The organism is Halomonas sp. IOP_31, assembly GCF_021151495.1.
GTDB classification, from domain to species: Bacteria; Pseudomonadota; Gammaproteobacteria; order Pseudomonadales; family Halomonadaceae; genus Modicisalibacter; species Modicisalibacter zincidurans.
In genome coordinates, this window is sequence record NZ_JAIRBP010000025.1 from 46541 (window position 1) to 55029 (window position 8489).

Sequence of the window (8489 nt, forward strand, 5' to 3'; positions counted from 1 at the left end):
CAGGCGCGGGGATAAACCGATGCCGTCAACACGTTCAGCAAGGAACTTGCCCCGTTCCCCGCAGGCGCGGGGATAAACCGATCGGGACCAACTTACGCGGGAGCTTAATCTGCCGTTCCCCGCAGGCGCGGGGATAAACCGCCGCAAACCGTTTCGATCGTGACCTGGCGATCCCGTTCCCCGCAGGCGCGGGGATAAACCGCGGGTTACCGCACCTGGCACATGCGATGTGCTCCGTTCCCCGCAGGCGCGGGGATAAACCGTATGCGGAGGCACTGGCCTGACGCGATCCCCGCCCGTTCCCCGCAGGCGCGGGGATAAACCGGTCGACGGCAACCCGATGCAACCATTAGGTGACCGTTCCCCGCAGGCGCGGGGATAAACCCTCGACACCGCCCCCAGGAGCCACATGAACAAGCCGTTCCCCGCAGGCGCGGGGATAAACCGGCCTAGTGCCCAGAACACCCATTCAGGGATATCCGTTCCCCGCAGGCGCGGGGATAAACCGGCGGCATCCGCTGCATCGAAGGTTCTACGGAACCGTTCCCCGCAGGCGCGGGGATAAACCGCGCTCTTTCGCCGGCGTCATGGGCGGCCGCGTCCGTTCCCCGCAGGCGCGGGGATAAACCGAGCCGGTGGCGCCGACGCTGTCGGCCACGGTGCCGTTCCCCGCAGGCGCGGGGATAAACCGTCACGCTGCCGGCTCTGGTCGTGGCGCATCGCCCGTTCCCCGCAGGCGCGGGGATAAACCGTCTGTGGTGGGCGAGCCCCGGCACCCTGCGGGCCCGTTCCCCGCAGGCGCGGGGATAAACCAGGAATGACAAGTGCCTGGCGTCGGTTTAGAAAGCCGTTCCCCGCAGGCGCGGGGATAAACCGATCGAGCAGGGCGAATACCGCGCCGACTGGACCCGTTCCCCGCAGGCGCGGGGATAAACCGCCAGCAGTACGTAAAGGGAAGAATATGCCTCGCCCGTTCCCCGCAGGCGCGGGGATAAACCGGCAAGGAAGGCGAGCTATCCGATGCCGATCTGCCGTTCCCCGCAGGCGCGGGGATAAACCGGGCGCCGCCTGGGCGCTGCGGTGTCAGCACCGCCGTTCCCCGCAGGCGCGGGGATAAACCGTTTAATGGTTTCCATGTCGGTGTCCTCGTCGACCGTTCCCCGCAGGCGCGGGGATAAACCGGTACGGCCGCCGATCATCGACCGCACGCAGGACCGTTCCCCGCAGGCGCGGGGATAAACCGGTTGAGGAGCGAAAGCGTGGCCGGCGTCATCTGCCGTTCCCCGCAGGCGCGGGGATAAACCACAAAAGCCGCCGCTGGGGGCGTGGGCTGATCGCCGTTCCCCGCAGGCGCGGGGATAAACCGGCGCGGTCCTGATCCGCCCAGTTCTCGATACCCGTTCCCCGCAGGCGCGGGGATAAACCGCCCAACTGTCGCGCCTTGAGTATGATGTCGCGCCGTTCCCCGCAGGCGCGGGGATAAACCGCCTCGGCGTCATGGCTGTACAGCATGCCGCTCCCGTTCCCCGCAGGCGCGGGGATAAACCGCCGAAGAACGCCAACGCCAACGGCAGCCGAGCCCGTTCCCCGCAGGCGCGGGGATAAACCGTCGCCGTATTCCTGCACGGCGGCCAGTGAGGTCCGTTCCCCGCAGGCGCGGGGATAAACCGTGGCCGTCGTGCCCGTGGTTGTGGGCCTGGCACCGTTCCCCGCAGGCGCGGGGATAAACCGCCGCCGTCCGCGCATGTCCGACTTGCGCGAATCCGTTCCCCGCAGGCGCGGGGATAAACCGCATGATGCCACCCGGCGAGCGAGCAAGCCTGACCGTGAGTTCGTTGAGATGTATCCTGACGGTGCGGCCTGCGCTGCGTGGTTGGGCCAATTGCGTTGGCCCAGTGGCTTTGTCTGCCCGGCGTGCGGGACTGCTGCGTCGCCATGGCAGCACTCGTGGGGTGCCTCGTGTGCTCGTCCTGCCGTCATCAGGGAACAGTGACCGCTGGAACCCTCCTGGACAAGACGCGGACGCCGCTGACCACTTGGTTTGAGGCCAGCCGCGACCTCGTATTCCGTCGGCTGCTCGAACAAGCCGTTGTCACCGGGCCTGTGACGCAAGCGCAGGTGACCCATGGCTATGACTGGTGACCACAAGATGTGGGGGGTGGAGGAGCAAACTGCCCACCCCGCTTGGGCAATATCTCCAAATCCACACTCTCCACGCTTTGCATGCCGGTCACGGTGGCCACCAGATCCGTGCAGAAACTATCGAACGCTTCGCTCATTTGACCGGGGCTTCGATGAAGTTCGATTTCGATATACCCCAGGTCGGGCAACCCTTCGTCATCGCCGATGATTCGGCAGCCGGCGGGTACGCTACGCGGCGTCTTGACGGTCATCGCCAGGCCGCTTTGCACCGCGACGTTGATGCCGGTCGGCGATTGGCTGATGTAGCGCACGTCCCACTGTCGTTCGTCTCTTCCCAGCGCCGCCAGGGCATGGGCCCGAAAGATGCACCCCTCGGGGTTCAGGGCCAGCGGCAGACGTTGCCAGTCGGCAAGATCGATGTTGTCGGCAACGACCCAGACCATCGGCTCGCGGCCCAGCAATTCCCCGGTATGCGTGGGTCCATGGCGCACCGCCAGCACGAGATCCAGCAGCCCCTCCTGGAATCGCGCGATAAGATTGGCGCTGATATCGCAATAGACCTCGATATGCACGTGTGAATGGGAATCGGCGAAGCGCGGCAGCAGGCTGGGTAGATACGCGCTCGCCTGCTCCTCGGAGATACCCAGCCTGATCAATTCACGCCGATTGTCGGCCCCCATCATGCGCTGGGCGTCATCCTGCAACTTCAATATCTGCCGGGCGTAGGGCAACAGCCTTTCGCCCGACGGAGTGAGCAGCACGCTGCGGCTGGTGCGCTCGAACAGCGACTCGCCCATGCGATCCTCGAGCCGCTTGATCTGCAGGCTGACCGCCGATTGGGTACGGCAGAGAATCTTGCCGGCGGCGCTGAAGCCTTCACATTCGGCGACGGCCACGAAGGCACGCAACAGGTCCGTATCCATCGTCTATGAGCCCCTGAAATTGATCGTATCTGAATCATTCATTTCTATTATCGGATTTCACGCCCTAGGCTGACACGGTGTCAAGATCGCGACCAGGAGACATCGCATGCACGCTACCGCCGATAACCGGACGACCAGTTCTTCGTTGGAGGGGCTCGTCGATCTGGCGCGCTACCCACTGACCGAGCTTTCGAGTTCAGCCGGGCAAGCGCTGATCGAGCGTTGTCGTGAACAGCTGGCCGACGACGGTTGCGTCGTGCTGCCGCGCTTCGTGCCGGACCATGCGCTCGACCGGCTCGAGCGTGAAACCGAGCGGCTCTCGCCGGCGGCGCATTACAACCAGAACGAAACCAATCCCTACAACTCCGACGGCGATCCCGGCCTGCCGGCGGAGCACCCCAGGAACCGCTTCGGCGATCGCACCAACGGCTTCGTCGCCGGGGATCGGATCGATCGTGACACCATCATTCGCCAGGTCTATCAGCACCCGGATTTTCAGCGCTTCATCGCTGCGGTGGTGGGTATCGAGACGATTCACCAATACGCCGACCCGCTGGCCGACCTGGTCGTCAACGTGCTGCGCGAGGGCTGCCAGCACCCGTGGCATTACGACACCAACGAGTTCATCGTCACCATGATGACGCGCCAGTCCGAGGGCGGGGGCCGGTTCGAGTACGCGCCGGGCATCCGCAGCCCCGAGGGCGAGAACTTCGAGGCGGTCCAGTCGGTGCTGGACGGCGATCGCAGCCGTCTGAAGACGCTCGACCTGCAGCCGGGCGACCTGCAGGTGTTCTTCGGGCGCTACTCGCTGCATCGCGTGACCCCGGTCGCGGGCAGCCGCGAGCGGCATACGGTGATCTTCGCCTATGCCAAGGAGCCGGGCTTCGTCGGCCGCCCCGAGCGCGCCCAGCGTATCTTCGGGCGCATGGCGCCGGTGCACGAGCGCATGCTCGACGAGGGCCGGACCCAGCGCAGCGACAACCTCGCCGACTGAACGCAGGCGCCCCTGTTTCGAGGCCCGGCGGCCCATCGCCGGGCGCTGCTTTTGCCCAAAGGATTGCCATGAACCGTATCGAATCCGCCCGACTCAGCGACAGCGAACCGTCCTCCATCCCGGTCGTCCCCTCGGCGCCGATGGCCAATACCGACAGCATCCCGACCGCCTTCGACCCGCTGCAACTGCGCGGTGGGCGCCTGGCACGCCTGCGCGCGATGATGGCCGAGCAGGGCTATGCCGCGCTGGTGCTGTTCGACCCCTACAATCAGCGCTACGCCACCGGCTCGCGCAACATGTTCGGCTATTTCCTGCGCAACTCCACGCGCTACATCTACGTGCCGCTCGAAGGCCCGATAATCCTGTTCGAATACCCGGGCAGCGCCCACGTCTCCACCTGGCTGGAGACCATCGACGAATCGCGTATCTCCAAGGTGGTGTGGTCGGCGGTCAACCAGCGCGACAACCTGTCTTCCGACCCGTTCGGCATCGAGATCGCCGAGCTGATGGAAGCGCACGGCAAGGGCAACAGGAAGATCGGCCTGGACCGCTGCGCGCTGAACCTGGCCCGCTCGCTGGAGGCCCAGGGGCTGGACGTCTATGACTGCATGCAGGACACCCTGCATTGCCGGCGCATCAAGACCCCCGAGGAGATCGCCTGCCTGGCGCAGTCGATGGCGGGCTGCGAGGCCGCGGTCGCCGAGGTCGAGGCCGCGATCAAGCCCGGCGTGCGCGAAAACGACCTGTTTGCCACGCTCTACGGCAACGTCATCCAGCAGGGCGGCGAGTTCATCGAGACGCGGCTGCTTTCCTCCGGCCCGCGCACCAACCCCTGGTTCAACGAAGCCAGCGACCGGGTCATCCGCGCCGGCGAACTGGTGGCGCTGGATACCGATACCATCGGCTGCCACGGCTACTATTCCGACTTCTCGCGCACCTTCCACGTCGGGCCGGGCCGCCCCAGCGGCTACCAGCAGAGCCTCTACCGGATGGCCTACGAGCAGGTGCATCACAACATGCAGATCCTCAAGCCGGGGATGAGCTACCGTGAGATCGCCGAAAACGCCTGGAAGATTCCCGAGCGTTTCCTCGATCGTCGCTACCCGTCGATCATCCACGGCGTGGGCATGCACGGCGAGACCCCGCTGGTCGCCCACCACATGGACTTCGACCGCTTCTCCAAGGACGGTGTGCTCGAACCCGGCATGGTGGTCTCGGTGGAAAGCTACATCGGCGAGGTCGGCGCCGCCGACGGCGTCAAGCTCGAGGAAGAGGTGCTGGTCACCGACACCGGCATCGAAAAGCTCTCGCGCTATCCGTTCGATGAGGCCCTACTCGGCAGGGAGTTTTGAGAGGGTGTTTACAAATTATCAAGACAGGCGAGTTAATCGGTTAAGCAACTGACGACCCGCTGCCAGCCAGACCCAAGCCTCAGAAACGTCGACACGCCGGTCGTGATGCATCACCAGCCGCCGAGCCTTTTCGATCCAGGCATGAGTGCGCTCGACGACCCAGCGTTTCGGGAGCACCCAGAAGCCGTTGGCATCTGGCTGGCGCATGAACAGGTCTCCCTGGCCCGGTGTGCACCAACGGCCCACATTGGCGTTGGCGGGATGGTGCACGACCTCGACCGCAATGTCGTGCCGCTGGCGGATTGTCTGCGCACAGCGCCCTGCATAGCCCGCATCAACAAAAACCTTTGATATTCAGGCATATTTTTCCATGCCATTGGCCATCACAGGATGTGCGCCGTCACGGTCTTGTACGCTGGCGGCCGTCACGCTTACGGCAAGTATCAGCCCCAGGGTGTCGACCAGGACATGGCGCTTGCGGCCTTTGACCTTCTTCCCGGCATCGTAGCCACTCGTCCCACCTTGCGGCGAACTCCGCGTCGACTGGGCATCCAGAACAGCCGCGCTAGGCATTTGAGTACGCCCCTCACGCTCCCGCCATTGAATGCGTAACCGGTCGTGCATCTGCTCGAACTTGCCCTGTTGGCTCCATCGGCGAAACGTCCGGTACACGTTCTGCCAGGCGGGAAAGTCCTTGGGCAGCATTCGCCACGAGCATCCACTGCGGACCACGTAGCAACATGCATCGACCAACAGGCGACGAGGATAGCGAGGCGGTGTGCCACGATCGCCATCACTCTCGAAAATGTCGGCCACGAGGCGCCACTCCTCGTCGGTGAGCGAGCTGGGGTAGCGCTGTCCTGGCTGTTGCCGACGGTGGGCCGGCCGATAGCCATAACGCTGTTCCAACTCACCTTGAGGGGGTGGCAGCGTCGCCTGTTCACGTCGAATGCCCATCTCGTCCAAGCGCCTGCGTACGGTCATGTGGTGCACAGAGAGGCCCGTACGCGTGCAAAAGGCCTCGGTGATCTCGTCCAGCGTGGCAAGCGGCATCTCCTCAACTAACTGGCGTAACAGGCGCTTCTCCGCGTCACCGACCTTCCTGGGTCGACCGCCTTTCGACATGGATTCCTCTCCCCTGAAGGTAAGGCCCCATCGTCTCAATCACCTATTGTTTTTGTAAACACCTTCTTAAGGGCTTGATGACATAAACAATGGGCGAGGCGGTGAGGTTTATAGTCCCTCACCCTGGCGGTAGCGTGGTCGAAATGGTATGCGGGAGAGTGGGGAGAGCGGTGGCGACCAACCCGACTGTGCCGACAAAAGAAGCATGCGCGGTTATTGGTGCTATATAGCGAGATGAAGTGCATGGTCATTGGAAATCAGAGGGTTGGGTGCGCAGTATAAGAATCTTGAATGCGCGCGCTCGTTCAAGATTCTTATACGAGCGCGCTATCTAATCACCTGTTAGGGCTGACTGCGCTCCTGCCAATAGCCAGGTTTTCGGGAGTGGTGAGCGACAGCGATTACGACGGCTTCTTCCGGCAATTCGATTGCGACGATATCGTAGGGGAAACGTTCGAGAATCAGTCGTTTTGCACCAGTGTCGCCGGCTTCTTTGGGGAGGGGTGATAAGGGGATGAAGTTTTCTTCAATAACATCGATGGCAGCGTCAACAGCAGCGGAGAACTCGGCTCCGAGTCCAGCTTGCTCTGATTCGTACCACGCTGCGGCTTCTATCGCTTCCTGCGAGGCTTCTTCCAGTATCCTTACTATTCGCAACGTTACTGGCCTATCCTCGCTCGCATCTTCGTTCGGAATTCTTCGCGGCTAAGCAGCGTGGCCTTTCCGCTTTGAACCTTGGACACACGGCGAACAATTTCATCGTTCCAAGCTTTTTCAACAGAGTCGTCACGGGGGCCGTCCAAGCTCATTATAAGCTCGCGAGCCAGCGCTGCACGTTCTGACTCGGAGAGCGTCGAAATCTGGGAGCGTAAGTGATTAAATGCTTCGGTGGTCATGGTGCCTCCGCGAATGACGATACAGTTATGCTATCCCGATCCGAAAGCCCTAACAAGGCCATTAAGTTTGTTCCGGGCCTTCGGCCCTCCATCGGACGCCCTTGTCAGGGCGCCGCTTATGGCTGGCGTTAAATACCAGTGATAGCGAAATCTAGAGCTCCAACAATCTGGTCTGTGAAATGGGAGAGGGAGCCAACCGGGTTCTTGAGATGCTTTCCAGGGACTGAGGAAATTTGCGGTGTTAGCAATAGTAGTTCTTGATCGGCGAAGGTGATTTCCGGTGTGAGGCCTTGCATGGCTTGGCTGCCAAAGGCGGAGCGTTTACCCAAAGGGATGACGATACGCGTTGCGAGCTCTCTCAGCAGAGGGCTTTGAACATCCACCAGGTATGGGTAATACGCCTTGCTGGTTCGGCTGGGGTTCGGATAAACGTCGAACTGAGCCATCAAAACTCCCGAAATTTATCCCCGAAACAGCCATGCTGTTCGACGAACTCATTGTAGCTTTTGATCGCTGCCCGGTTTTCTTCAACCCATTGGTCAGCCTCGCGCTTCGCCAACTCCTCTTGCAATGCTCGCTCCAGAGTGGCCGAGAGGTTGATGTTCAGAGCGCGAGTTTTTTGCAGCAAATCGCTGTTAACTGACAGATTCGCGGCTTTTTTCGGTGCAGCTGTGTTGTAGAGTTCGGCCATGATAGCCTCCGGTTACAGTAACGCTTGAGCTTTTAGCTTATGCGCATGGTAATGCGCATGCAAGCGCGTTCAGCCACTGTTCGTATCGACGTTTGCCGGTGTGGCGGCCTTTCAGCGCCCCGAGCTTTGGTGAGTGGTCTACACGCACGGCTGAACGCCACGCCCGCGCCGATTCACTGAGCGCCATGTTAGTCGGTGTTAAGTCGTGCTAGTGTGACGTCCTGCAAATAAACAGTACAATAATGGTAAGCGCTCCACAAACCCCATCTTCTGCCGCTGAATAGTGTCCGTCAGACTGGTGTCACCCGATTCCAAGGAGGACACCATGACTGACCTGACCTCGACACAGGCCTTCTGGCTGGGCCA

At 62.1% G+C, this 8489-nt stretch carries 7 protein-coding genes, 2 pseudogenes and 1 CRISPR repeat array (1 of these 10 cut by a window edge); of the genes and pseudogenes, 3 read left to right on the forward strand and 6 right to left on the reverse strand.

All coding sequences use genetic code 11. From position 1 onward, the window contains the following. Positions 1-1792: a CRISPR direct-repeat array (repeat unit 29 nt; unit sequence CCGTTCCCCGCAGGCGCGGGGATAAACCG); it begins 4955 nt to the left of the window's first position. A 33-nt stretch (positions 1793-1825) separates the two neighbouring features. Next, positions 1826-2052, forward strand: a pseudogene (locus K7I12_RS12785) (transposase); the annotation flags it as partial. A 77-nt stretch (positions 2053-2129) separates the two neighbouring features. Here K7I12_RS12785 and K7I12_RS12790 read toward each other — a convergent pair. Further along, on the reverse strand, positions 2130-3065 hold the full coding sequence (locus K7I12_RS12790; protein WP_231664356.1) for a LysR family transcriptional regulator: 936 nt from the start codon (positions 3063-3065) through the stop codon (positions 2130-2132). Positions 3066-3171: 106 nt separating this feature from the next. Here K7I12_RS12790 and K7I12_RS12795 point away from each other — a divergent pair, with 106 nt between their 5' ends. Together K7I12_RS12795 and K7I12_RS12800 are read left to right on the forward strand one after the other, a co-directional pair. Continuing rightward, the gene (locus tag K7I12_RS12795) at positions 3172-4059 is read left to right on the forward strand and encodes a HalD/BesD family halogenase (protein ID WP_231664357.1); all 888 of its coding nucleotides are present in this window, start codon (positions 3172-3174) and stop codon (positions 4057-4059) included. A gap of 68 nt (positions 4060-4127) precedes the next feature. Next, positions 4128-5411, forward strand: a complete 1284-nt coding sequence (locus tag K7I12_RS12800) for a M24 family metallopeptidase (RefSeq protein WP_231664358.1) — start codon at positions 4128-4130, stop codon at positions 5409-5411. An 18-nt stretch (positions 5412-5429) separates the two neighbouring features. On the opposite strand, the pseudogene K7I12_RS12805 reads toward K7I12_RS12800, so the two are convergent. The 5 genes and pseudogenes from K7I12_RS12805 to K7I12_RS12825 all read right to left on the reverse strand — a co-directional run bounded on the left by K7I12_RS12805 (position 5430) and on the right by K7I12_RS12825 (position 8123). Continuing rightward, positions 5430-6536 (reverse strand): annotated as a pseudogene (locus K7I12_RS12805) (IS5 family transposase). Positions 6537-6878: 342 nt separating this feature from the next. Further along, positions 6879-7193, reverse strand: coding sequence for a hypothetical protein (locus tag K7I12_RS12810; RefSeq protein ID WP_084173638.1), 315 nt, complete (start codon positions 7191-7193; stop codon positions 6879-6881). A gap of 2 nt (positions 7194-7195) precedes the next feature. Beyond that, on the reverse strand, positions 7196-7432 hold the full coding sequence (locus K7I12_RS12815) for an addiction module protein (protein ID WP_031385173.1): 237 nt from the start codon (positions 7430-7432) through the stop codon (positions 7196-7198). Positions 7433-7560: 128 nt separating this feature from the next. Next, complete coding sequence (locus K7I12_RS12820; RefSeq protein WP_231664359.1) at positions 7561-7878, reverse strand: CcdB family protein; 318 nt, start codon at positions 7876-7878, stop codon at positions 7561-7563. After that, positions 7878-8123 carry a type II toxin-antitoxin system CcdA family antitoxin gene (locus K7I12_RS12825; RefSeq protein WP_031385175.1) on the reverse strand — a complete coding sequence of 82 codons (246 nt, stop codon included), beginning with the start codon at positions 8121-8123 and terminating at the stop codon, positions 7878-7880. The genes K7I12_RS12820 and K7I12_RS12825 overlap by 1 nt, the downstream gene beginning before the upstream one ends. Positions 8124-8489: the final 366 nt, after the last annotated feature.